The sequence below is a fragment of the Aeromicrobium sp. JJY06 genome (assembly GCF_044069275.1).
Classification (GTDB): domain Bacteria; phylum Actinomycetota; class Actinomycetes; order Propionibacteriales; family Nocardioidaceae; genus Aeromicrobium; species Aeromicrobium tamlense.
Genome location: NZ_JBIMRD010000002.1, coordinates 401,250 through 423,926, shown reverse-complemented (window position 1 = coordinate 423,926; position 22,677 = coordinate 401,250). Strand labels below are relative to the sequence as shown.

Annotated in this window: 26 protein-coding genes; 19 read left to right on the top strand and 7 right to left on the bottom strand. The window is 71.9% G+C overall.

The window, feature by feature from the left end; translation table 11 throughout:
• Nucleotides 1-47 precede the first annotated feature (47 nt).
• Both ACGWYL_RS13540 and nagA read right to left on the bottom strand, forming a co-directional pair.
• Complete coding sequence (locus tag ACGWYL_RS13540; protein ID WP_179424446.1) at nt 48-248, bottom strand: hypothetical protein; 201 nt, start codon at nt 246-248, stop codon at nt 48-50.
• A gap of 86 nt (nt 249-334) precedes the next feature.
• Nucleotides 335-1,483, bottom strand: a complete 1,149-nt coding sequence (nagA, locus tag ACGWYL_RS13535; protein ID WP_395487443.1) for an N-acetylglucosamine-6-phosphate deacetylase — start codon at nt 1,481-1,483, stop codon at nt 335-337.
• A gap of 47 nt (nt 1,484-1,530) precedes the next feature.
• Between nagA and ACGWYL_RS13530 the strand changes: the two genes are divergently transcribed.
• Both ACGWYL_RS13530 and ACGWYL_RS13525 read left to right on the top strand, forming a co-directional pair.
• Nucleotides 1,531-2,037: a PH domain-containing protein gene (locus ACGWYL_RS13530; protein ID WP_395487442.1), complete on the top strand. Its 507-nt coding sequence runs from the start codon at nt 1,531-1,533 to the stop codon at nt 2,035-2,037.
• Nucleotides 2,021-3,331 carry a PH domain-containing protein gene (locus ACGWYL_RS13525; RefSeq protein WP_269306936.1) on the top strand — a complete coding sequence of 437 codons (1,311 nt, stop codon included), beginning with the start codon at nt 2,021-2,023 and terminating at the stop codon, nt 3,329-3,331. The genes ACGWYL_RS13530 and ACGWYL_RS13525 overlap by 17 nt, the downstream gene beginning before the upstream one ends.
• Here ACGWYL_RS13525 and dusB read toward each other — a convergent pair.
• The 3 genes from dusB to ACGWYL_RS13510 are packed head-to-tail and all read right to left on the bottom strand — an operon-like array spanning nt 3,318 to nt 6,348.
• Nucleotides 3,318-4,454, bottom strand: a complete 1,137-nt coding sequence (dusB, locus tag ACGWYL_RS13520; RefSeq protein WP_269306934.1) for a tRNA dihydrouridine synthase DusB — start codon at nt 4,452-4,454, stop codon at nt 3,318-3,320. The genes ACGWYL_RS13525 and dusB overlap by 14 nt on opposite strands.
• Nucleotides 4,442-4,960: a hypothetical protein gene (locus ACGWYL_RS13515; protein ID WP_395487441.1), complete on the bottom strand. Its 519-nt coding sequence runs from the start codon at nt 4,958-4,960 to the stop codon at nt 4,442-4,444. Before ACGWYL_RS13515 ends, dusB begins: the two co-directional genes overlap by 13 nt.
• Before the next feature lie 2 nt (nt 4,961-4,962).
• A complete protein-coding gene (locus ACGWYL_RS13510) occupies nt 4,963-6,348 on the bottom strand; it encodes a glycine--tRNA ligase (RefSeq protein WP_269306930.1) in 1,386 nt (461 codons plus the stop codon).
• A gap of 153 nt (nt 6,349-6,501) precedes the next feature.
• On the opposite strand from ACGWYL_RS13510, the gene ACGWYL_RS13505 reads away from it, so the two are divergent.
• The 17 genes from ACGWYL_RS13505 (at nt 6,502) to ACGWYL_RS13425 (ending at nt 21,205) form a co-directional block, all read left to right on the top strand.
• Nucleotides 6,502-7,602, top strand: coding sequence for an ROK family protein (locus ACGWYL_RS13505; protein WP_269306928.1), 1,101 nt, complete (start codon nt 6,502-6,504; stop codon nt 7,600-7,602).
• Nucleotides 7,603-7,651: 49 nt separating this feature from the next.
• Nucleotides 7,652-8,902: an extracellular solute-binding protein gene (locus ACGWYL_RS13500; RefSeq protein ID WP_179424454.1), complete on the top strand. Its 1,251-nt coding sequence runs from the start codon at nt 7,652-7,654 to the stop codon at nt 8,900-8,902.
• A gap of 92 nt (nt 8,903-8,994) precedes the next feature.
• Complete coding sequence (locus ACGWYL_RS13495) at nt 8,995-9,894, top strand: carbohydrate ABC transporter permease (protein ID WP_218845754.1); 900 nt, start codon at nt 8,995-8,997, stop codon at nt 9,892-9,894.
• Nucleotides 9,891-10,718 (top strand): carbohydrate ABC transporter permease, encoded by an 828-nt coding sequence (locus ACGWYL_RS13490; protein ID WP_179424455.1) that lies wholly within the window; start codon nt 9,891-9,893, stop codon nt 10,716-10,718. The genes ACGWYL_RS13495 and ACGWYL_RS13490 overlap by 4 nt, the downstream gene beginning before the upstream one ends.
• Nucleotides 10,715-12,160 carry a glycoside hydrolase family 3 N-terminal domain-containing protein gene (locus ACGWYL_RS13485; protein ID WP_395487440.1) on the top strand — a complete coding sequence of 482 codons (1,446 nt, stop codon included), beginning with the start codon at nt 10,715-10,717 and terminating at the stop codon, nt 12,158-12,160. The genes ACGWYL_RS13490 and ACGWYL_RS13485 overlap by 4 nt, the downstream gene beginning before the upstream one ends.
• Nucleotides 12,157-13,077 (top strand): ROK family protein, encoded by a 921-nt coding sequence (locus ACGWYL_RS13480; protein ID WP_395487439.1) that lies wholly within the window; start codon nt 12,157-12,159, stop codon nt 13,075-13,077. The genes ACGWYL_RS13485 and ACGWYL_RS13480 overlap by 4 nt, the downstream gene beginning before the upstream one ends.
• Complete coding sequence (gene nagB / locus ACGWYL_RS13475; RefSeq protein WP_269306921.1) at nt 13,077-13,835, top strand: glucosamine-6-phosphate deaminase; 759 nt, start codon at nt 13,077-13,079, stop codon at nt 13,833-13,835. Before ACGWYL_RS13480 ends, nagB begins: the two co-directional genes overlap by 1 nt.
• Before the next feature lie 28 nt (nt 13,836-13,863).
• Nucleotides 13,864-14,928 carry an ABC transporter ATP-binding protein gene (locus ACGWYL_RS13470; RefSeq protein WP_395487438.1) on the top strand — a complete coding sequence of 355 codons (1,065 nt, stop codon included), beginning with the start codon at nt 13,864-13,866 and terminating at the stop codon, nt 14,926-14,928.
• A 38-nt stretch (nt 14,929-14,966) separates the two neighbouring features.
• A complete protein-coding gene (locus ACGWYL_RS13465) occupies nt 14,967-15,908 on the top strand; it encodes a metal ABC transporter substrate-binding protein (protein WP_395487437.1) in 942 nt (313 codons plus the stop codon).
• Complete coding sequence (locus ACGWYL_RS13460) at nt 15,905-16,690, top strand: metal ABC transporter ATP-binding protein (RefSeq protein WP_317628298.1); 786 nt, start codon at nt 15,905-15,907, stop codon at nt 16,688-16,690. The genes ACGWYL_RS13465 and ACGWYL_RS13460 overlap by 4 nt, the downstream gene beginning before the upstream one ends.
• Nucleotides 16,687-17,517, top strand: coding sequence for a metal ABC transporter permease (locus ACGWYL_RS13455; RefSeq protein ID WP_179424461.1), 831 nt, complete (start codon nt 16,687-16,689; stop codon nt 17,515-17,517). The genes ACGWYL_RS13460 and ACGWYL_RS13455 overlap by 4 nt, the downstream gene beginning before the upstream one ends.
• 43 nt (nt 17,518-17,560) lie before the next feature.
• On the top strand, nt 17,561-17,899 hold the full coding sequence (locus ACGWYL_RS13450; RefSeq protein WP_218846559.1) for a transcriptional repressor: 339 nt from the start codon (nt 17,561-17,563) through the stop codon (nt 17,897-17,899).
• Nucleotides 17,887-18,756, top strand: a complete 870-nt coding sequence (locus ACGWYL_RS13445) for a 3-methyladenine DNA glycosylase (protein ID WP_395487436.1) — start codon at nt 17,887-17,889, stop codon at nt 18,754-18,756. The genes ACGWYL_RS13450 and ACGWYL_RS13445 overlap by 13 nt, the downstream gene beginning before the upstream one ends.
• Nucleotides 18,753-19,199: a GNAT family N-acetyltransferase gene (locus ACGWYL_RS13440; RefSeq protein ID WP_179424464.1), complete on the top strand. Its 447-nt coding sequence runs from the start codon at nt 18,753-18,755 to the stop codon at nt 19,197-19,199. Before ACGWYL_RS13445 ends, ACGWYL_RS13440 begins: the two co-directional genes overlap by 4 nt.
• Nucleotides 19,200-20,120: a PfkB family carbohydrate kinase gene (locus ACGWYL_RS13435; RefSeq protein ID WP_395487435.1), complete on the top strand. Its 921-nt coding sequence runs from the start codon at nt 19,200-19,202 to the stop codon at nt 20,118-20,120.
• A gap of 32 nt (nt 20,121-20,152) precedes the next feature.
• Entirely contained in the window at nt 20,153-20,731 is a 579-nt protein-coding gene (locus tag ACGWYL_RS13430) for a dihydrofolate reductase family protein (RefSeq protein ID WP_395487434.1), read from the top strand.
• 33 nt (nt 20,732-20,764) lie between these two features.
• Nucleotides 20,765-21,205: a VOC family protein gene (locus ACGWYL_RS13425; protein ID WP_395487433.1), complete on the top strand. Its 441-nt coding sequence runs from the start codon at nt 20,765-20,767 to the stop codon at nt 21,203-21,205.
• On the opposite strand, the gene ACGWYL_RS13420 is transcribed toward ACGWYL_RS13425, so the two are convergent.
• On the bottom strand, nt 21,206-22,186 hold the full coding sequence (locus tag ACGWYL_RS13420; protein WP_395487432.1) for a TIGR03557 family F420-dependent LLM class oxidoreductase: 981 nt from the start codon (nt 22,184-22,186) through the stop codon (nt 21,206-21,208). It abuts the gene before it with no gap.
• Nucleotides 22,187-22,272: 86 nt separating this feature from the next.
• Nucleotides 22,273-22,638 carry a hypothetical protein gene (locus tag ACGWYL_RS13415; protein ID WP_395487431.1) on the bottom strand — a complete coding sequence of 122 codons (366 nt, stop codon included), beginning with the start codon at nt 22,636-22,638 and terminating at the stop codon, nt 22,273-22,275.
• Between the last annotated feature and the right edge of the window lie 39 nt (nt 22,639-22,677).

The following is a 22,677-nucleotide window of genomic DNA, read 5'->3' as shown; positions in this document are numbered from 1 at the left end:
CCTAGTGCCTGCGATGGCGGCCACCGCAGGGGAAACGCCGCTGGGGGTCAGCGAGCAGCGGACTCGAGCAGCTCGGCGAGGTCACCGTCGTGGACGGTCTCGGCGAGCCGGGCGAGGAGGCCGTCGTTCTCGGCCTTCATCCGCAGCACCTCGTTCTCGAGGTCGCTGATCCGGCGGCGCAGGACCGCGACCTCGTGAGCGTGCTCAGGGGACGGGCCACCGACGTAGCCGTACAGCGCTTTGGCCATGTTCATCCTTGTTCAGGAGAGGTGGGATTCGACGGGCAGCGCGGGCGCTGCGCGTCTACCAGTGTCCCACCGGAGCGGCCCTTCGGTCAACCGGACCGTCGTCCGTCCACCCACGCGGCGGTGACCCGGAGCTCGAGGGGGTCCAGGACCACGAGGTCGGCGGGCGTCCCGGGCGCGAGGGTGCCCAGCTCGGGCGCTCCGAGGGCATGGGCGGGCACCGTGCTGGCGGCGCGGATCGCCGTGGCGACGTCGACCCCGGCGTGCCGGACGACGTTCGCGATGCAGGTGTCCAGGCGCACGGCGGCCCCGGCGATCGTGCCGTCGTCGCGACGCGCGGGCTGCCCCTCGGCGATCACGACGGGAGCGCCGCCGAGCTCGTACCGGCCGGGTGGCATGCCGAAGGTGGAGAGGTCGTCCGTGACGAGCATGACCCGGTCGCCCGAGCTGGCGAACGCGACCTGCAGGGCGATCGGGTCGACGTGGTGCAGGTCGGCGATCAGTCCGGGCGTCAGTCGTGGGTCGGTCAGCGCCACGCCGACGACCCCACCGTCGCGGTGCCGCAGGCCACGCTGGGCGTTGTAGAGGTGGGTCACGAGGGTGGCGCCGGCGTCGACCGCGCGGGTGGCGGTGACGTCGTCGGCGTCGCTGTGCCCGATGCTGACGCGGACTCCCGCCGCGACGAGCCGCTGGATCGCCTCGATCGCTCCCACACGCTCCGGCGCGAGGGTGACGTAGCCGAGGTCCGCTCCCCCGGCCGCCAGCAGCGCGTCGATGCGCTCGGCGGTGGGATCGACGAGGAAGGACTCGTCGTGCGCTCCCTTGCACGCGGCGGCGATGAACGGCCCCTCGACGTGGGCGCCGAGCAGCCGGGTCGCACCGGGACGGCCGGCCAGGCGTGCGCGCTGGCGGCGATACCCGCGCAGCTGCTCCGCGAGGTCCTCGACCGGGGCCGTGATGAACGTCGGGGCGATCGCCGTGACGCCCGTGGCCGCGAGCTCGTCGACGATTCGCTCCCACTCCTCATCGGTGGCGACCGCGAAGTCCGCCCCGTAGGCGCCATTGATCTGCGCGTCGATCAGGCCCGGGGCCAGGATGCCATCGTGGTGCTCGTCGGGGTCACGCGGCGGGGCGCCCGTGCCGGACGCCGTGATCAGGCCGTCCTCGACCTCGACCCAGCCGGGCTCGAGGTCCACGTCGACGTCGACGACCGCCGCGGCGCTGATGAGGTGTCCCACGAGACGGGACCGTACACGCTCGGACGGCCCACCCTAGGGTGGAGCGCATGCGTCAGGACCTGTTCACCAGTCCCGAGGGCCAGTGGACCCCGGTCTCGCCCCAGCTCGCCACGGCGCGCGGACTCATCGGCACGGCCTGCGGTCTCGTGCTCGTGCTCGTCTCGGTGGGCGCGTGGCTCCCGCTCCGCGACTCGATGGGCGGCTGGGCCCCCGTCCTGTGGCTGCCCGCCGCACTCGGGCTCGGCCTGATCGCCTGGATCTGGTGGTGGGCGCCGCGGAACCGCCGCAGCTGGGGCTACGCCGAGGCCGAGGACGACTTCGTGGTCCGCGGCGGCATCATGTTCCGGCGTCTCGTCGTCGTGCCCTACGGCCGCATGCAGTTCGTCGACGTGCAGTCCGGTCCGGTGGCCCGCACGTTCGGCTTCGGCACCGTCACGCTGCACACCGCCTCGACCTCCACCGCCGCGGAGATCCCCGGCGTCCCGCTCGACGAGGCCAAGCGCCTGCGCGACCGGCTGACCGACCTCGGTGAGGGCCATGGCGCCGGCGTCTGAGGCGCACCGCACCCACCCCCTGACCGCCCTGCTCCAAGGGCTCATCTGGGGCGCGGGCGTCGCGGTGGCGCTGTCGTGGCAGGCCTTCGACTTCCAGGACCCGAACTGGTGGGCGCTCGCGAGCCTGCCCGCGGGATTCCTGCTGGGGGCTGCGGCCGGCTGGGTCAGCTGGCTGTTCACCCGCTACGTCATCGACGACGAGGAGATCCGCGTCGAGCGCGGCGTCCTGTTCAAGTCGTCGCGCCGCATCCCGTTCGAGCGACTCCAGTCCGTCGACATCAACGAGCCGCTCGTGGCGCGCCTCGTGGGACTGTCGGAGCTGACGATCGAGATGGCCGGCGGCTCGGACTCGCGCACGCGACTGCGCTTCCTGACGCTCGCCGAGTCGCGCCGGCTGCGCCGGCTCCTGCTCGAGCGCGCCCACGGCGCCCCCGAGGAGCACGCGGAGGACGGTGAGCCCGTGCCCCAGGAGCACCGCCAGGTGCTGCACGTCGTGCCCCCGGACCGGATCATCCTCGGCACCCTGCTGTCGCTGGACTTCGTCGGCACGGTCCTCGCGGCGATCGCCTCGATCGTCTTCGCGGTCTTCACCGAGACGGGGTGGGCGCTGCTGGCCATCCTCGTCCCCACGCTGTGGGGCATCGGGCAGATGATCACGAATCGGATCATCGCCCAGTGGGACTTCACGCTCTCGCGCCATCCGCGCGGTCTGCGGATCGAGCGCGGCCTGCTCAGCCGCAGCTCGCAGACCATCCCGTTCGACCGCGTGCAGGGCATCGGCGTGGTCGAGCCGATCGTGTGGCGCCGGTACACGTGGTGCCGCCTCGACGTGGACGTGGCGGGCTACGGCGCGGCCAGCGACGAGAGCGGCGGTGTCTCCTCGACGACCCTGCTGCCGATCGCCGACCGCGACCTCGCCCGCCGGATCGTCGACGAGCTCGTGCCCGATCCCGACCGCGGCACCGGGCCCCGGGTCCGGCCGACCAGTCGCTCGCGGATCTTCGCGCCGATCGGCTGGCGCTACCGCTGGCTGGCCGCCACCGACCACACCGTCACGACCGCCACCGGGTGGATCACGCGACACCGCTCGGTGGTCCCGCACCACAAGGTCCAGTCCGTGGAGTTCTCCCAGGGCCCGGTCCAGCGGCGCTTCAAGGTGGCGACCGTCAAGGTGCACACGCCCGACGGGCCCGTCTCGGCCCAGGCACACCACCTCGACGAGGACGTCGCCCGCGCCATCACGTTCGACGAGGTCGAGCGCGCGCGAGCGGCGCGGAGGCTCAGCCGCCGCTGATGTCGCTCTCGGCGCCGGCGTCCATGGCGCCGGACATCTCGCGCGAGTCCAGCCAGCCCTCGGGCAGCACGACCTTGCGCGGCGAGCCCTGACGGCCGCGCGGCACGCCGAGCTCGGCGACGGGGAACGGCACCGTCGGGTCGAGCTCGGACAGCAGCTCGTCGAGGGCGCGGTAGGAGCTCACGTGGCCGAGACGGTCGCGCACGCTGGAGCCCGCCGGGAAGCCCTTGAGGTACCACGCGACGTGCTTGCGGAACTCGATGCTGCCGCGCTCCTCGCCGAGCCACTCCCCCAGCAGCTGGGCGTGGCGTCGCATGACGTCCATGACCTCGCCGAGGTTCGGCAGCGTCGCGACGGTGCGGCCGTCGAACGCCGCTGCCAAGTCGCGGAAGAGCCACGGACGACCGAGGCAGCCGCGGCCGACGACGACGCCGTCGCAGCCGGTCTGCTCGACCATCGCGAGGGCGTCGGAGGCCTCCCAGATGTCGCCGTTGCCCAGCACCGGGATGTCGACGGCGGCCTTGAGCTCGCCGATCGCGCTCCAGTCGGCGCGGCCGCTGTAGTGCTGGGCGGCGGTGCGGCCATGCAGCGCGATCGCGGCGGCGCCGGTGTCCTGCGCGATGCGGCCGGCGTCGAGGTACGTCAGGTGGTCGTCGTCGATGCCCTTGCGGGTCTTCATCGTGACGGGCACGCCGTAGGGCTCCGCCGCCTTCACGGCCTTCGTCAGGATCTGGCCGAGCAGCGTGGCCTTCCACGGCAGCGCGGATCCGCCGCCCTTGCGGGTCACCTTGGGCACGGGGCAGCCGAAGTTGAGGTCGACGTGGTCGACGCCGTGGTCGGCGCACAGGATCTCCACGGCGCGGCCGACGGTGTCGGGATCGATGCCGTAGAGCTGCACCGACCGCACCTGCTCGCCCTCGGCGAACGTCAGCATCGACAGGCTGACCCGGTCGCCCTCGACGAGCCCGCGACTGGTGATCATCTCGCACACGTACAGACCGGCGCCCTGCTCGGCGCACAGACGTCGGAAGGCGACGTTGGTGACGCCGGCCATGGGCGCGAGCACGACCGGCACGTCGACGTGGACGCGCCCGAGGTCGAGGCCCCGCGTCAGGACAGCCATCGCACCGCCGTCGTCACGTCGCCGGGCTGGAAGTCGACCGACTCCACCGCCGTGCCCTCGGGCACGAAGTACAGCAGGCAGCCGCGCACCGTCCGGCCGGCGGCCAGCGTGGCGCCCAGTCTCGGCGCCTTGCACGTGGAGAGGCCGGACGGGGCGGGCGTGGCCGGGACGAGCACGTCGCCCGCGGCGCGCACCCACCACGGCGCGCCCTCGGGGAACGCCGCGTCGGCGGGGCCGCGATTGCCCATCACGACTCGAACGTAGTACGCCTGCATGCCGTCGGGCACGGCGAACAGGGCGAGGTCGCGGGCGGGCGCCTTGGTCACGCCGGCGACGCCGAGGGTGAGCGCGGTGGCGTCCTCGGCGCCGTCCGGCGGGTAGTCGACCGCGAGCGACTTCCCCAGAGCCGTCTCGGTGGGGGCCGGGGCCTCCTGCGGCGCCGGCTCCTCACCGCCCGAGCAGGCTGAGAGCGCGAACAGCAGGGCCGCGGCGGCGAGCGCCCGCATGCTCAGCAACCGACGAGGCGCGACGCGAGGTACCCGCTGACCTGGTCCAGGCCGATGCGCTCCTGCGACATGGAGTCGCGCTCGCGGATCGTCACGGCGTCGTCCTCGAGCGTGTCGAAGTCGACCGTGATGCAGTACGGCGTGCCGATCTCGTCCTGGCGGCGGTAGCGCTTGCCGATGGCCTGCGCGTCGTCGAAGTCGACGTTCCAGTTCTGGCGCAGCTCGGCCGCGAGGTCGCGCGCCTTCGGCGACAGGGCCTCGTTGCGCGACAGCGGCAGCACCGCGGCCTTGACCGGCGACAGGCGCGGGTCGAGGCGCAGCACGGTGCGCTTGTCGACGCCGCCCTTGGCGTTCGGGGCCTCGTCCTCGGTGTACGCGTCGACGAGGAACGCCATCAGCGAGCGGTTGACGCCGGCCGCGGGCTCGATGACGTAGGGCGTCCAGCGCTCGTTGTTGGCCTGGTCGAAGTACGACAGGTCCTGGCCCGAGTGCTGGGCGTGGGTCGACAGGTCGAAGTCGGTGCGGTTCGCGACGCCCTCGAGCTCACCGAACTCCGAGCCGGCGAAGCCGAAGCGGTACTCGATGTCGACCGTGCGCTTGGAGTAGTGCGAGAGCTTCTCGGCCGGGTGCTCGTAGAGGCGCAGGTTGTCGGGGTTCACGCCGAGGTCGGTGTACCACTTCAGGCGCGTGTCGATCCAGTACTGGTGCCACTCCTCGTCCTCGCCGGGCTTGACGAAGAACTCCATCTCCATCTGCTCGAACTCGCGCGTGCGGAAGATGAAGTTGCCCGGCGTGATCTCGTTGCGGAAGCTCTTGCCGATCTGGCCGATGCCGAACGGCGGCTTCTTGCGCGAGGAGGTCATGACCTGCGAGAAGTTCACGAAGATGCCCTGCGCGGTCTCGGGGCGCAGGTAGTGCAGGCCCTCCTCGGACTCCACCGGGCCGAGGAACGTCTTGAGGAGGCCGTTGAACATGCGCGGCTCGGTCCACTCGCCGCGGGTGCCGCAGTTCGCGCACACGAGGGTGGACATCTCGACCGCGTCGGGATCGTCGAGGCCGTGCTTCTCGGCGTACGCCTCCTGGAGGTGGTCCTGGCGGTAGCGCTTGTGGCACTGCAGGCACTCGACCAGCGGGTCGACGAAGGCGGCGAGGTGGCCGGAGGCCTCCCAGACGGGGGTCGGCAGGATCACCGAGGAGTCGAGGCCGACGACGTCGTCGCGGCTCTGCACCATGGAGCGCCACCACTGGCGCTTCACGTTCTCCTTGAGCTCGACGCCCAGGGGCCCGTAGTCCCACGCGGAGCGGGTGCCGCCGTAGATCTCGCCGCACTGGTAGACGAAGCCGCGGCGCTTGCACAGGCTGATGACGGTGTCGATGACTGATGCCATGGGAAGGAAATCCTGTCCGGCTGGATGTCGGCGGGCCACTGCGCGTCGTCGTGACAACGCGCGCCCGAGGTCAGCGATCCACGATACCCCCGACCGCGAACGAGTCTGCTCGAACCCCTTGACGAGACTTAGTTAGTTTGGTGCACTAACTGCGTGACGACGACCACAGTGAACCGCCGAGCCGTGGGCAAGGTGCGTCCGGCCGACACCCGCCGGCACCACCGCACCCTGCTGCTGCAGCACCTCGTGGACCAGGGCCCCACCACCCGGGCCGACCTGGCGCGCGAGACCGGTCTCACCCGCGTGACCGTCTCCGACCTCGTCGCCGAGATGCTCGCCGAGTCGCTCGTCGACGACATCGGCGCCCGCCCCGGCACGCACCTGGGCAAGCCCGCCACCCTCGTGGCGATCTCGGAGAGCGCGCCCGTCATCGTGGCCGTCGACCTCTCCGACGACTCCGGCTTCGACGGCGCCGTCGTCGACCTCCACGGCCGGGTCCTCCTGCGCGAGCAGGCCCCCTTCTCCCGCGGTGCCGACGCCGTCGACGACGTCTCCCGACTCGTCGCCCGCCTCGTCGAGCGCGCTCCACGTCGCGTGCTCGGCATCGGCGTCGGCACCCCGGGCATCATCGACGACGAGGCCGGCGTCGTGCTGCAGGCCCCGAACCTGGCCTGGGACGACGTCCCCCTCGCCGCCACGCTGGCCGAGCGCCACGGACTGCCCGTGTGTGTCGGCAACGACGCCAACATCGCCGCGGTCGCCGAGGGCGCCTTCGGCGACGGCGACGACGCCGGCCTGCTGATGGTCACGATCGGCCAGGGCGTGGGCGGCGGGATCCTCGTCGACGGCCACCCGGTGGCCGGTCCGCTGCGCTCGGCCGGCGAGATCGGCCACATCGTCGTCGATCCCGACGGCGCCGCCTGCGCCTGCGGCAACCGCGGCTGCCTCGAGACGCTGCTCAGCGCGCCCGCGCTGCGCGCCGCCGGCTCAGACGCCGCCCGCAGCCACGTCGGCGACCTCCTCGGCTCGGTCCTGACGCCGATCGTGACGACCCTCGGCATCGCCGACGTCGTCCTGCACGGACCGACCGATCTGCTCGACGGACCCGTGCTGGAGGCAGCACGCGCGGCCGTCGCGCGCCAGAGTCTCCCCTTCGTCGCCCAGCGCATCAGGATCCGCCTGGTCGCCCACGACGAGCTCGTCCTGACCGGGGCGGCGGCGCTGGTGCGCCATCGCGAGCTGGGAGTCGTGTGAGGTGCGCCGCGCCGAACACTCCACCACCACCATTCATGGGAGGCACATCATGAAGCTCCGCAAGTTCGCGGCAAGCGCGGCCGTGGCCGGACTCGCCCTCAGCGCGCTCGCCGCGTGCGGGAGCGGCGACGACGAGGGGTCGTCCGACTCCGGGTCCGACACCATCACGCTCTGGCTCGCCGGCAAGGAGGACACCCCGAAGGAGGCGTCCGACTGGCTCGAGAAGGAGTTCGCCGCCGAGCACGACGGCAAGACCCTCAAGATCGAGCGCATCGACTGGGGCGAGCTGCTGACCCGCCTCAACACCGCGCTGCCGAGCGACAAGTCGCCCGACGTCGTGGAGATCGGCAACACCCAGGCCGCCTCGTTCACCAGCATCGGCGCGTTCACCGACCTCACCGACAAGGCCGACGAGCTCGGCTCGATGGGTCCGGAGTCGTTCGTCGAGGCCGGCACGTGGGACGACAAGCTCTACGCCGTGCCGTACTACTGGGGCTCGCGCTACGTCTTCTACAGCAAGAAGGCCCTCAAGGACGCCGGACTGGAGCCGCCGAAGACGCTCGCCGACTTCAGCACCGCCGCCGCGAAGCTGAAGACCGAGGGCGGCGACAAGTACAGCGGCTTCTGGCTGCCCGGCCAGGACTGGCGCAACGGCATCAGCTGGGTCTTCGCGCACGGCGGCGACATCGCCGTCCAGGAGGGCGACCAGTGGGTCGGCAAGCTGTCCTCTGCCGAGTCGGTGAAGGGACTCGAGCAGTGGCAGCAGCTGGCCCAGGACGCCACGACGGCGCCGAAGGACGGCAAGGACGAGGAGGCCTGGACCCCGTTCAACAACGGCGAGGCCGCGATGTTCATGGCGCCCAGCTGGGCCCGCTGGTCGGTGGCCGAGGACAAGGCCGAGGACCTCGGCGCGTTCGCGCTGCCGGGCGTCGACGGCGACGCGGCCCCGGTCTTCGCCGGCGGCTCGAACATCGCCGTGTCGGCCAAGTCGAAGAACCAGGACCTGGCCTTCGACGTGCTCAAGCTGATCTACAGCGACGACTACCAGCAGCTGCTCGCCAAGAACGGCCTCGGCCCGGCGAACGACGAGTTCACGTCCCTCATGGGCGACGACGAGTTCGCCACCGCGGCCGTCGAGGCGGCCAGCAACTCCAAGCTCACGCCGACCTCGCCCAACTGGGCCGCGGTCGAGACGTCGAGCGTGATGGAGGAGTTCTTCGGGGCCATCGCGAGCGGCGAGGACGTCGCCACCGTCGCGAAGGCCACGGACGCCAAGCTCGAGGCCGAGCTCAACAAGTGACGCCTCGACACTGAAGGAGCCGGTGGGGCCCGGTCGATCGGCCGGGCCCCACCGCCTGCCACGAACACACTGCGCAGGGGAGGGAGGGAACGATGAGCACACAGACGATGACCCGTCGGGTCGGACCGTACGCACTGCTGGTGCCGTCGCTGGTGATCCTCGCGATCGCCATGGGATATCCGCTCGTGCGCCAGGTCGTGATGTCGTTCCAGGAGTACGGCCGGGCCCAGCAGTTCGGCCAGCCGGCGCCCTTCGTGGGCCTGGACAACTACGTCGACCTGTTCACCGACGCCCAGATGTGGGCGGTGGTCGGCCGGTCGCTGGCCTTCTGCGCGGTCAACGTGGCCGTCACGATGCTGCTCGGCATCGCGATCGCCCTGCTGCTGCGACGCGTGTCCCGCGGCCCCCGGCTGACGCTCCAGATCGCGATGCTGCTCGCGTGGGCGATGCCGGTGATCGCCGCGATGACCTCGTGGCAGTGGCTCTTCGACACCCGGTACGGCGTCATCAACTGGACACTCGTCAAGCTGGGCTTCGAGTCCTTCGACGGCCACAACTGGCTGACCAACCCGTGGTCGTTCTACTTCGTCGCCACCGTGATCGTCGTGTGGATGAGCGTGCCGTTCGTGATGTTCACCGTCTACGCGGCACTGACCCAGGTGTCGGAGGACGCCCTCGAGGCCGGCGAGCTCGACGGCGCCAGCCCGTGGCAGCGCTTCCGGCACATCGTCTACCCGACGATCCGCCCCGTCCTGACGATCACGCTGCTGCTGCAGGTCGTGTGGGACCTGCGCGTGTTCGCCCAGATCTACTACCTGCAGGGCGTCGGCGGCACCCCGAGCAAAACCCATCTGCTCGGCACGTACATCTACACCCTCGGCATCGGCCAGAGCGACTACGGCATGGCGTCCGCCCTGGCGATGTTCGTGCTGGTGCTGACGCTCGTCCTGACCGCCGGCTACGTCCGCGCCCTGCTGAGGGAGTCCCGATGAGCCGCACCCTGAGCCGACGCCTGTGGGGCGCCCTGGCGATCGTGATCGCGGTCGTGTGGGTGTTCCCCGTCTACTGGATCCTCAACAGCGCGTTCCAGCCGGCCGACCGGCTGCGCTCCCCCGAGCCCGCGTGGTTCCCGCGCGACCTCACCGGCTCGGGCTTCGCCCGAGTCTTCGACGACGCGTTCCTCGACTCGTTCAAGCTCAGCATCACGGTCACGCTGCTCGCCGTCGTCTGCGCGGGACTGTGTGCGTTCCTCGGCGCCGTCGCGATCTCGCGCTTCCGCTTCCGCGGGCGCGTCCAGTTCATCCTCGTCGTGCTGGCGATCCAGATGATCCCGCCCGAGGCGCTGTTCATCAGCCAGTACAAGATGCTCGGCGACGCCGGCCTCTACAACACCGTCGGCGGCCTCGGGCTGCTCTACGTCGCGATGATCCTGCCGTTCACGATCTGGATGCTGCGCGGCTTCGCCGACGGCGTCCCGATCGATCTCGAGGAGGCGGCGATGGTGGACGGCTGCAGCCGCACCCGCGCGTTCTTCACGATCACCTTCCCGCTGCTGGCTCCCGGCCTGGTCGCCGCCAGCGTGTACGGCTTCCTCCAGGCGTGGAACGAGTTCACCCTCGCGGTGGTCGTGATGGATCCGTCCAACCGCACGCTGCCGCTGTGGCTGCGCGGGCTGTCCGACGTCTCGAACGAGGCCATCGACTGGCCCGGCGTCATGGCCGGCGCGACGATGGTCGCCGTCCCGGTGATCGTCTTCTTCATGATCGTGCAGGGCCGGATGACGTCCGGCCTCGTCTCGGGGGCGGTGAAGGGATGAGCGGCTCCGTGCGCGCCGACGCCCACGGCGTGATGCTGGCGGCCTTCCACGGGCCCGCCGTGCCCGCGTGGCTCGGTCCGGCGTTCGAGGGCGGCCTGGCGGGGATCTGCCTCTACGGGGACAACCTGCCGGCCGACGGCGACGTCCGGCCGGTCGCGCGCGCCGTCGCGGCGCTCGATCCGACGCGGGTCCTGGCGCTCGACGAGGAGGGTGGCGACGTCACGCGGCTGCACATGGCCGACGGCAGCCCCCACCCGGGCAACGCGGCGCTCGGCGTCGTGGACGACGTCCAGCTCACGCGCACGATCGCCGCCGGCATCGGGGCGGAGCTCCGCGAGGCGGGCGTGTGGCTCGACCTCGCGCCGTGCGCCGACGCGAACAGCAACCCGGCCAACCCCGTCATCGGGACGCGCAGCTTCGGCGCCGACCCGGGCCTCGTGGCCCGCCACGTCGCCGCGTTCGTCGAGGGCCTCGCCTCGGTGGGCGTCGCGGCCAGCGTGAAGCACTTCCCCGGCCACGGCGACACGAGCGCCGACTCCCACCTCACGCTCCCCCGCGTCGACGCGTCCGCCGAGGTCCTGCACGAGCGTGAGCTGGTGCCGTTCCGCGCGGCGATCGCCGCGGGTGCCGCCTCGATCATGACCTCGCACGTCGTGCTGGCCGCGTTCGACCCGGACCGACCCGCCACGCTGAGCCCGGCTGTCCTCACCGGACTGCTGCGCGAGGAGCTCGGCTACGACGGCGTGATCGTCAGCGATGCCCTCGACATGGCGGGCGCGAGCGGCACGCTGGGACTCGGTGGCGCCGCGGTCGCGTCCTTGGCGGCCGGTGCCGACCTGCTGTGCCTCGGACCGGAGGCGTCCGCGGAGCCCCGTGCGCTCGCGGAGGCCGTCGACGCGGTCGTCGCCGCCGTCGAGTCCGGAACGCTGGACCGCGGGCGACTCCGCGACGCGGCCGCCCGGGTCGAGCGGCTACGCGCCACGTGGTCGGAGCGGCCTCCCGTCGAGGCGGGCGCCGTCGAGGCCGGTCGCGTGGCCGCCGAGAAGGTCGCGTCCGAGGTCGTGTCGCGGCTCGGCGTGGCTCCCCTGCACGGCCGCGCCACCGTGGTGCGCATCGACACCGGCACCAACCCGGCGGTCGGCTGGACCGACTGGGGCCGCCTCGACGTGGACGCCGAGGTGGTCGACCTGACCGCGCGCGACCTCGACGGTGTCGGGCCCTTCGGCGGCGAGGTCCTCGTGGTCATCCGTCGCGCCACGGCTCATCCCGACGTCTGGGCGTGGGTAGCGCAGCAGCTCGAGGCGAACCCCCAGGCCCGTCTCGTCGAGCTGGCGTGGCCCGACCCGCGACTGGCCGGCCGCCCCGACGTCGTGTGCACGATGGGCTCGTCCGCCGCCCTGCTGGCCGCCCTGTCGCGGGCGCTGAGGGGTGAGGTCTGGTGACCCCGATCCTCGTGGGCCTCGACATCGGCGGCACGTCCGTCAAGGCCGTGGCGGTCTCCCCCGGCGACCCCACCGGGCCCGCCCTGGCCGAGGTGCGTCACCGCACCGAGCCAGGCGCGTCGGGCATCCGCGCCGGGATCGCCGCCGCCGTTCACTCCCTCGCTGCCGAGGTCGGACCCGACGCCGAGGTGGCCGGCATCGGCGTCGGCATCCCGGGGTTCGTCAGCCGGGGCGCCGTCTCGCACGCCGTGAACCTCGGCCTCGGCGCCGAGCCGCTCGACCTGCTCCCGACCCTGCGCTCGCTCACGTCCGGCCCGGTGGGGGTCGAGAACGACGTCAACACCGCCGCGCTCGGCGCTGGCGGCTGGGTGGCGCGGCACGATCCCGGCGTCGACGACTACGCCTTGCTGAACATCGGCACGGGCCTGGCCGCGGGACTCGTCCTCGACGGCCGGCTGCGCGCCGGTGCCACCGGGATGGCCGGCGAGATCGGCCACCTGGTCTTCGACCGCAGCGGTCCGACCTGCCCGTGCGGCCAGACGGGCTGTCTCGAGCTCTACGCCTCCGGCAGCGGGATGCGGCGCACGTGGAGTGGCACCGCCCGCCAGCTCCTCGACGCCGCGGCGGCGGGCGACCCCGTCGCCGTCCGCACGGCGGGCGACCTCACCGCCGGCATCGCGCACGCGATCACGCTGTTGGCCTACGCGCCTGACGTCGCCCTGATCCTCGTCACGGGTGGGGTCGTCTCGCGCAACCCCGCGCTGCGCCGGGCCGTGACCGCCCGACTCGACCACGACGACCACACGGTGGTCGGCCGCGCCGTCCCGGTCGCCGACCGCGTGCGCTGGCTGCCCGAGGACGTCGCCGTCGGCACCCGCGGCGCCGCCCTCCTCGTCGCCGAGGGGGTGCGGGTCTGATGGAGGTCGTCATCACGTCCAGCCCGGGCGAGGTCGCGGCGGACGCGATCTCCGGGCACGTGCACCCCGGCGCGGTGCTGGGGCTGGCCACGGGCTCGTCGCCGCTGCCGGTCTACGAGGAGCTGCTGCGCCGGCGCGACGCGGGCACCCTGTCGTTCGACGGCGTGCGTGCGTTCACCCTGGACGAGTACCTCGGCCTGCCGCGGTCGCACCCGCAGAGCTACCACTCGGTGATCCGCCGCGACTTCACCGACCGCGCGGGGATCGAGGTCGACGGACCCGACGGCGAGGCCAAGGACGTCCCCGCCGAGGCGGCACGGTACGAGGCCGCCATCGCGGCCGCCGGCGGCATCGACGTCCAGCTGCTCGGCATCGGCACGGACGGCCACATCGGCTTCAACGAGCCCGGCTCGTCGCTCGCGTCGCGCACCCGCACCAAGACACTCACGCCGCAGACCCGGCAGGACAACGCGCGCTTCTTCGACTCGGTCGACGAGGTGCCAGTCCACGTGCTGACGCAGGGCCTCGGCACGATCCTCGACGCGCGCCACGTCGTCCTCGTGGCGACCGGAGCGACCAAGGCAGCAGCCGTCGCGGCCGCGGTGGAGGGCCCCGTGAGCGCGTTCTGCCCCGCCTCGGTGCTCCAGCTGCACCCGCACGTGACGTTCGTCGTCGACCCCGACGCGGCGTCCGAGCTGCGGCTCCTCGACTACTACCGCTTCACGGTCGCCCACAAGCCGGACTGGCAGCCGTGGTGACCATGACCCCGACGAAGGGAGCAGCACCGTGGCATCGGTGACGTTCGACAAGGCGACCCGCATCTTCGACGGCCAGGAGCGGCCGACCGTGGACGCGATGGACCTGGCCATCGAGGACGGCGAGTTCCTCGTGCTGGTCGGTCCGTCCGGCTGCGGCAAGTCCACGACCCTGCGCATGCTCGCGGGACTCGAGGACGTCGACTCCGGTCGCGTCCTCATCGGCGACCGCGACGTCACGCGGTTGGCGCCGAAGGACCGGGACATCGCGATGGTGTTCCAGAACTACGCGCTGTACCCGCACATGACCGTGGCCGAGAACATGGGCTTCGCGCTGAAGATCGCGGGGATCCCGAAGGCCGAGGTGCGCACCCGGGTGGAGGAGGCGGCCACGATCCTCGACCTCGTGCCCTACCTCGACCGCAAGCCCAAGGCGCTCTCCGGTGGCCAGCGGCAGCGCGTGGCGATGGGCCGCGCCATCGTCCGCTCGCCGCAGGTCTTCCTGATGGACGAGCCGCTGTCGAACCTCGACGCCAAGCTGCGCGTGCAGACCCGCACCCAGATCGCCGCGCTCCAGCGCCGGCTCGGCACGACGACGGTCTACGTCACCCACGACCAGGTCGAGGCCATGACGATGGGCGATCGCGTCGCGGTCATGGAGGCCGGCGTCCTGCAGCAGGTGGCGACGCCGCGCGAGATCTACGACCACCCAGCCAACGTCTTCGTCGCCGGCTTCCTCGGCTCCCCCGCGATGAACCTGCTCGACCTGCCCGTCGTCGATGGCGGCGTGCGGCTGGGCGACGCCGTGGTGCCGATCGAGCGGTCGGTCCTCGCGCAGGCCGGGCCCGTCGTCACCATCGGCGTGCGGCCCGAGAACCTCGGCATCAGCGAGCAGGGGCTGCCGATCACCATCTCGGTCGTCGAGGAGACCGGCGCCGACGCGTACCTCTACGGGCACACCGAGAGCCTCACGGACAACCTCGTCGCGCGCACCGACTGGCGCAACCCGCCCGAGAAGGGCAGCGAGATCCGGCTGTCCCCGCTGGACCTCTCGCAGGTGCACGTGTTCGACCCGACCACGGGGGGCCGGCTCTGATTTGACAACCGTTCTCACTCTTCTTGAGAATGGTTGTCATGAAGCTGCTTGCCGGTGCCGCCTGCACCGCCCTCCTCGCCGGAACCCTCGTCGCGTGCGCCGGATCGGGTGACGACGACGGTCGCACCTCGGTCGTCGCGTCGTTCTACCCCGCCGCGTTCCTCGCCGAGCGCATCGGCGGCGAGAGCGTCTCCGTCGAGACCCTGACCTCCCCCGGCGCCGAGGCCCACGACCTCGAGCTCACCGCCAAGCAGGTGGTCGACGTCAACGAGGCCGACGTCGTCGTCTACCTCACCCACTTCCAGGAGGCCGTCGACCACGCCGTCGAGGACGCCGACCGCGACTCGGCCACCACGGTCGACCTGGCCGCCGGCGTCGAGGAGATCGCCGACGAGGAGGGTCACGACCACGACCACGACCACGACGAGGACCACGAGGGGCACGACCACGACCACGGCGGCATCGATCCGCACGTGTGGCTCGACCCGGCGAACATGGTGACCGCCGCCGAGGGCGTGCGCGACGCGCTGGTCGAGGCCGACCCCGACCAGGCCTCCACCTTCGAGGCGAACGCCGATGAGCTGATCGCCGAGCTCGAGGCGCTCGACGCCGACTTCACGAAGGGCCTCGCCTCGTGCGAGCGCACCGAGTTCGTCACGTCGCACGCGGCGTTCGGCCACCTCGCCCACGCGTACGACCTCACGCAGGTGCCGATCAGCGGCATCGACCCGCAGTCCGAGCCCACCACGGCGGCGCTCGCGGAGATCACCGAGCAGGTCAAGGAGCACGGTCTGACGACCGTGTTCACCGAGCGACTGGCGTCGTCGGCGCTCGCCGAGACGGTCGCCCGCGAGACCGGTGCGGCCACCGCCGTGCTCGACCCGATCGAGGGCCTGTCGGACGAGACGGCCGACGAGGACTACGTTTCCCTCATGAGGCAGAACCTCGAGGCACTGGTGAAGGCGAACGGCTGCCAGTGACCGACCCCTCCACCCCCGTCATCGACGCCACGGGCGTCCGGGTCGACCTCGCCGGCACTCAGGTGCTGCGCGGGGTCGACCTGCGAGTCATGCCGGGCGAGTTCGTGACCATCCTGGGGGCGAACGGCTCGGGCAAGTCCACGCTCGTGCGCGCACTCGTCGGCCTGCTGCCGCACCGCGGCTCGGTCCGGCTCTTCGGCACGCCCCTCGACCAGTTCCGCGACCACCAGCGCGTCGGCTACATGGCCCAGCGTCCCGAGGTGTTCTCCGGCGTCCCGGCCACCGTGACCGAGGTCGTCGTGAGCGGCGCGCTGTCGCGCCGGCCGCGCTTCGGCTGGCCGTCGCGCGCCGACCGGGCCGCCGCGGCCGAGCTCATCGAGCGCGTGGGGCTTGCCCACCTCGCGAAGCGGCCCCTCACCCACCTGTCCGGTGGCCAGCAGCAGCGCGCGCACATCGCTCGCGCCCTGGTCGCCGACCCCGACCTCGTCGTCATGGACGAGCCGATGGCCGGCATCGACGCGCACAGCGCGGAGGTCTTCGCCGACCTGCTGGGCGAGCTGGACGAGCGCGGCACCGCGATCGTCATGGTCGCCCACGAGCTCGGCCCGCTGGCGCCGCTCGTCGACCGCGCGGTGCACCTGGACTCCGGACTCGTCGAGTACGAGGGGCCGGCGCAGGGGCCCGGGACGCACGACCACGCCCACGACCACGCGCACAGCAGCGAGCCCGCGGTGACGCGTCCCGTGCCCGCCGAGGGACCGCTCCCGGGAGGCGCCGCATGAGCGTCCTCTCCTACTCCTTCATGCAGTACGCGCTCGTGGCGGCGATCGTCACGGGCCTGTCGGCACCGGCCGTGGGCACGTTCGTCGTCCAGCGGCGCCTGGCCCTGCTCGGCGACGGTCTCGGCCACGTGGCGCTCACCGGCGTCGCGCTCGGCCTGCTGACGGGCGTCGCTCCGCTGACCACCGCGATCGTCGTGGCCGTCGGCGGCGCGATCCTGCTCGAGATCCTGCGCAGCGTCGGCCGCACCAGCGGGGACCTCGCACTGGCGATGCTCTTCTACGGAGGCCTCGCGGGCGGCGTGCTGCTGACGAACCTCGCCGGCGAGTCCGCCGCCACGCTCAACCAGTACCTCTTCGGCTCGATCATCACGATGAGCCGCACCGACCTCGTGATCGTCGTCGCTCTCGGCCTGGTCGTGATCGCCACGACGATCGCCCTGCGTCCGCAGCTGTTCGCCGTGTGCCAGGACGAGTCCCAGGCGCGCGTCATGGGCATCCCGGTGAGGCTGTACGGCATGCTCATCGCGGTGCTCGCGGCCGTCACGATCACCGTCGCGATGCGCACGGTGGGACTGCTGCTGGTCTCGGCGCTGATGGTGGTCCCGGTCGCGGCGTCCCAGCAGGTCACCCGCAGCTTTCGCTCCACGCACCTCGCTGCCATGGCGATCGGGCTGTTCTCGGCGGTCACCGGCCTGCTCGTGAGCTACCAGATCGACACCCAGCCGGGCCCCACGATCGTCGTGATCGCCCTCGCCGTGTTCGTCGTGACCGCCCTGGCCCACGCACTGACACACGTCCGCACCCGACAGGAGGCACCTCGTGGTTGAGGCACCCCGCAACACCCGCCAGCGCCGAGCCGTCGCCGAGCTGATGGAGGACCTCGACGGGTTCTCCTCCGCGCAGCAGATCCACGCGATGCTCGCGTCGCGCGGCGAGAACGTCGGCCTGTCCACGGTCTACCGCACCCTGCAAGCGCTCGCCGACGCCGAGGAGATCGACGCGCTGCGCTCCGATGACGGCGAGACGCTGTACCGCCAGTGCAGCCGCGGTCACCACCACCACCTCGTCTGCCGCGCGTGCGGTCGCACGGTGGAGGTCGAGGGCCCCACGGTCGAGCGCTGGGCCGACCGGGTCGCCGAGGAGAACGGCTTCGCCGACGTCTCCCACACGCTGGAGATCTTCGGCACCTGCGGATCATGCAGGTCCTGAGCCGATCCGCATGGCTGCCACTCGCCGAGGCGCACCGTGAGCGCGCCCGGTGGCACACGGCACCCCACCTGGCACGGCGGGCCGACGGCGAGAAGCACCCCGTCGCGGACTTCCTGTTCGAGTACTACAACCTGTCCCCCGGCGCGCTCGAGCGCTGGCACCCGGGGCTCGGCGTCGGTCTGGCCGATGCACCCGAGTACGCCGCGCTGGGGGCCTACGTCGAGTCCGAAGGCGTCGCGACAGTGGACGCCTCCCGGCTGGGGAAGCGGCTCTCGGGGCTGCGGTGGACGCGCGAGCTGCTGGCACGAACGGCTGCCCGGTCCCCGCGCACCGGCTGCTTCGGCCTGCACGAGTGGGCGATGGTCTACCGCGAAGCCGACGACCGCCGACATCCCGCTCCCCTGCGGCTCGGCGCCGCCGGCACGGACGAGGTCGTGGAGTCGAACCGGCTCGTCTGCACGCACGTGGACGCGTTCCGCTTCTTCACCGACGAGGCGCGCCCGCTGAACGTCGAGGTGCTCGGCCGCGAGCACCAGCTCGACCGCGAGCAGCCCGGCTGTCTCCACGCGACGATGGACCTCTACCGGATCGCGTTCCGGCTGCTGCCGTTCGTGGAGGCGACGATCGTCCTCGACACGTTCGAGCTCGCGCTGGCCGTGCGCGAGGTCGACATGAAGGCCTCCCCCTACGACCTCGCGGACCTGGGCTACGAGCCCATCCGCATCGAGACGCCCGAGGGCAAGGCCGAGTACGTCCGCCGCCAACGCGGGTTCACCGAGGCGGCGGCCCCACTGCGCGCGAGGCTCCTCGAGCACGTCGAGCAGCTGCTCGGCCAGCCCACTATCGTCAACCCGTGACGACCCCCACGATCACCGCACGTCCCGGCCCCGAGCTCAGCGCCCGTGAGGTCTACGAGATCTGGCGCATCCGCGACGTCGTCTTCGCGGTCGAGCAGCAGTGCGACGAGCCCGACGTCGACGGCGTCGACCTGGCCGACGACTGCACCCACCTGTGGATCGCGGACGCGAACGGCTTCGTCCAGTCCTACCTGCGCACCTACCTGTCGAACGGCGTCCGCAAGGTCGGCCGCGTCGCCACTCTGAAGGAGGCCCGCGGCCAGGGCCTCTCGGGCGCCCTCGTCCGCGAGGTCGTGAACCGCTGGGGCGACACCGAGATCCGGCTCGGCGCCCAGGCCTACCTCGAGAACTGGTACGGCTCGTTCGGCTTCGTCACCACCGGCCCGCACTTCATGGAGGCCGGCATCGACCACGTCCCCATGACCCGGCAGGCGACTCCGTAGATGAGCGCGGCGCGCGTGCCCCGGGCCCTCGTCGTCGGCGAGGCGTTGGTGGACGTCACGCGCAGGGCCGACGGCAGCGTCACCGAGCATCCCGGCGGCTCGCCGCTGAACGTGGCGGTGACCATGGCGCGTCAGGGCATCGACACGACGCTCGCCGCGCACGTGGGCGACGACCACTTCGGCGCGCTGATCCGAGCTCATCTCGCCGAGAGCGGCGTGACGCTGGCGAACGCGAACGCCTCCCTGCCCACCGCCTCGGCGACCGCGACGATCGGCGCCGACGGCGCGGCCACGTACGAGTTCGACCTCCGCTGGGACCCGAACGAGCTGCCCGACCCGGAGGACTTCCACCTCGTCCACGTCGGCTCGATCGGTGCGTGGATGGCGCCCGGCGCCGACGTCGTCCTCGACCTCGTCCGACGCGCGCACGCTGCCGGTCGGGCGGTCGGCTTCGACCCCAACGTCCGGCCCGCGCTCGCGCCGTCGGTCCCGCTGCTCCGCGAGCGCGTCCTCGAGCTCGCCGCCCTCAGCCGGTTCGTGAAGCTGAGCGACGAGGACGCCGACGTGCTGGCCGAGGACTCGGGAGGCCCGCTCTCGGTCCTGCGGCTCCTGGCCGGTCATGGACCCGCGCTGGCGGCCCTCACACGCGGCGGGGAGTCGGCGCTGCTCTGCTCCGGGTCCGACGAGGTCGAGGTCCGGGTTCCGCCGGTCGAGGTCGCCGACACGATCGGCGCCGGCGACACCTGGATGGGAACGCTGCTGGCCGAGCTGCTGCGGCGGGGCTGGGCCGACCGGACGTCGTTCGCGGCCGACGAGCTGGAGTCCCTCGGACACGCCGCCGTCGCGGCCGCAGTGATCACCGTCTCCCGCCCCGGCGCCGACCCGCCGTGGCGCGACGGAGAGAGGCCGCCGTCACGCTAGCGTGAACGCACGTCAACGCAGAGGAGCACGCCGTGGGCAAGGTCGTTCTGTACGGGTCGGTGTCGGTGGACGGCTTCATCGCCGACGCGAACGACGATCCCGGCCCGTTGTTCGACTGGCTGACCATCGGTGACGTACCGCTGGACGACAGCGGCTTCCTGAAGGTGACGCAGGCCTCGTTCGACCACGTCCGGCCCTACTGGGACGAGATCGGGGTGACGGTCACCGGGCGACGAGTCTTCGACCTCACCGACGGCTGGGACGGCACGCCTCCCAGCGGGATCGACCACGTGGTCATCGTGACGCACCGACCCGCACCCGCGGACTGGAACACCGACGCACCGTTCCACTTCGTCGACGGCATCGAGGCGGCGGTGGCGCAGGCCCAGGAGCTGGCCGGCGGGCGTGTCGTCGAGATCGCCGCCGGCGACGTGGGCGGGCAGGCGCTGGCCGCGGGCCTGGTCGACGAGGTGCGCATGGACGTCGTCCCCGTCGTGCTCGGATCCGGCCGTCGCTTCTTCGGACCGATCGACGCGCCCCACCTCCTGACCGATCCCGACGTCGTGATCCGGGCCGAGCGGGTACTCCATCTCTGCTACCCGGTCCGCTGACCCGTCGGCCACGTTCTCGGTAGCGTGCAGCGCATGGACATCAAGCTCGAGAACGTCGGCATCGCGGTGCGCGACCTCGAGGCGGCGATCGCCTTCTTCACCGACCTGGGGCTGACGGTTCTCGGCCGCGACACGGTGAGCGGCACGTGGACCGACACGGCCGTCGGCCTCGACGGCAACCACGCCAACATCGCGATGCTCCAGACGCCGGACGGCCTCGGCCGGCTCGAGCTCTTCGAGTACCTCCACCCCGACGCGATCGAGACGGAGCCGACGCAGCCGAACGAGATCGGCATGCATCGCGTGGCCTTCTCCGTCCCCGACCTCGATGCGGCGCTCGAGATCGCGGCGCGTCACGGCTGCCACCCGCTCCGCGGCGTGGCGACCTACGAGGACATCTACCGGCTCACCTACGTCCGCGGGCCCAGCGGCATCATCGTGATGCTGGCGCAGGACTTGCGCCAGTCGGACTGATCAGTCGCCGAACTCCTGCTGCAGCGCGGCCAGGATCTCGGGCGCGGCCTCGAAGAACCGGTCCTGGCCCTCGTCGCCGATCTGCAGGAGCGCGAGGTCCGTGAAGCCCGCCTCGGCGAACGGCCGCACGGCCTCGACCACGGCGTCGATGTCGTCGCCGCACGCGATCTGTTCGGCGACGTCCTCCGGCCGCACGAACTGCGTGGCGGCGTCGAACGCGGACGGGCCGGGCAGCTCGGCGTTGACCTTCCAGCCGCCGGCGAACCAGCGGAACTGCTCGTGAGCTCGTGTCACCGCCCGCTCACGGTCGGAGTCCCACGAGATCGGCAGCTGACCGACCTTGCGCGCCGGCGCGTTCGCGCCGACCGCCTCGTCGTAGTTCGCGACGGCGTCGGCGTCGGGCTCGACCGCGATCATGAAGTCGCTCCACGGAGCGGCGACCTCGATGGACTGCGGGCCGCTGACGGCGACGCCGATGGGCACCCGCACTTCGGGCAGGTCCCAGAGCTTCGCCGAGTCGACCCGGTAGTGGTCGCCTACGAAGTTCACGTAGCCGCCGTCGAACAGCTCGTTGATGATCTGCAGTGCCTCGGAGAACGCCTCGTGGCGCACGTTGACCGGGTCCCACCCCTCGCCGACCACGTGCTCGTTGAGGTTCTCGCCGGCGCCCAGGCCCAGCGAGAACCGACCGCCGCTCAGGACACCGAGGGTCGCGGCCTGCTGCGCCACCACCGTCGGGTGGTAGCGACCGATCGGGCACGTCACGTAGGTCATGAGCTCCAGCGCCTGCGTCGCCTGGGCGACCGCGCCGAGCGTCACCCAGGCGTTGGGGCTGTGGCCCTGCTCGTCCAGCCACGGGTTGAAGTGGTCGCTCATGACGGCGAACGGGAACCCCACCTCCTCGGCCTTCCGGGCGTACGTCACCAGGCTCGTCGGCGGGGACTGCTCGCACATGAGAGTGCATCCGATGGAGAGACTCATGCCGGGGGTGTACCCGGGACGGCAGGCCGTCACTCACCTCTCTCCACTTTTGGAACGCGTTGAACCGTTCGTTCACCCAGAACGGTTCAACGCGTTCCAAAAGTGGAGAGGGCGCGCGCCAGGCCGCAGCCGAGTGCGACGCCCGCGGCGACCAGCGCCACGGTCACCATGGGATGCACGGCCATGAACCCGATGAACAGCGTGACGACGGCGGCAGCCAGGGTCGCGCGGGCGCCCAGCACGAGGGCCTGGACGCAGCCCATCACGGCTCCGGCCAACAGCGGGAGCCACACCGCAGTGCTGCGGACGTCGTCGTCCAGGAAGAACGCGGACCCGTACGAGGAGTCGTAGATCGCGTACGCGACCAGGTAGTTCGCCACGGTGGACACGACGACGCCGATGCCCAGGAAGGCCATGCGTCCGAGCCCGGTCTGCTCCGTCGTCGTCGTCACATCCGTCACCCTAGATCCGGGGGCGTGTGCTGTCCGCGG